The organism is Oleiphilus sp. HI0066 (assembly GCF_001635725.1).
The window spans coordinates 1-889 of the sequence record NZ_LWFH01000358.1 but is presented as its reverse complement, the minus strand read 5'-3'; the positions used below and the strand labels follow the sequence as shown (position 1 = coordinate 889).

The window sequence follows — 889 nt, the reverse complement described above, 5'->3', positions numbered from 1 at the left end:
CTATGAAAGCGGAACGTCTGTCATAGCAACAACGCTCGATACAATGCTTTATAGCAGAGTGTTAGAACGCTGTAATTTACTGGATAAAACACGAATGTTTCACGTGGAACATGGTAAGATAAGTGATTATAAATAAACTAATCTGACGTAATTCAGGAAAGCTAATGAGCGATACTCAAAACTCTTATGACTCGTCTAGCATTAAAGTTCTAAAAGGCTTAGATGCGGTAAGAAAACGCCCCGGGATGTATATCGGCGACACCGATGATGGAACCGGTTTGCACCATATGGTTTTTGAGGTTGTTGATAATTCTATCGATGAAGCCTTGGCTGGATATTGTTCAGAAATCAGAGTTACGATTCACGAAGATGAATCTGTATCAGTCTCTGATGATGGTCGAGGAATTCCAACTGATATACATGAAGAAGAGGGTGTATCTGCTGCCGAAGTAATCATGACTGTACTTCACGCAGGTGGTAAGTTTGATGATAACACTTACAAGGTATCTGGTGGTTTACACGGTGTAGGTGTTTCGGTTGTAAATGCTTTATCGAGTAACTTAAAACTTACGATCCGTCGTAATGGTGAAGTGCATGAGCAGGTTTATCACGATGGTGTCCCTCAAGAACGTTTGGCTGTAATTGGAAAAACTGAAACGACTGGTACAGAAATTCATTTCAAGCCATCTCCTGAGACTTTTTCAAACATCAAGTTTCATTATGATTTATTGGCAAAACGTATTCGTGAACTTGCCTTTTTGAACTCTGGTGTTCGAATTGTCCTACGAGATAATCGTACAGACAAAGAAGAAGTATTTGAGTATGAAGGTGGTTTAAAAGCTTTTGTTGAGTATTTGAATACAAACAAAACTACCATCAATAAAGTATT

The 889-nt window shown here is 38.7% G+C and carries 1 protein-coding gene; it reads left to right on the top strand.

Annotation, left to right across the window (positions count from 1 at the left end; translation table 11 throughout):
* Positions 1-164: 164 nt before the first annotated feature.
* A partial coding sequence (locus tag A3738_RS05115) for an ATP-binding protein (protein ID WP_231876537.1) occupies positions 165-889 on the top strand: 725 nt, incomplete at its 3' end.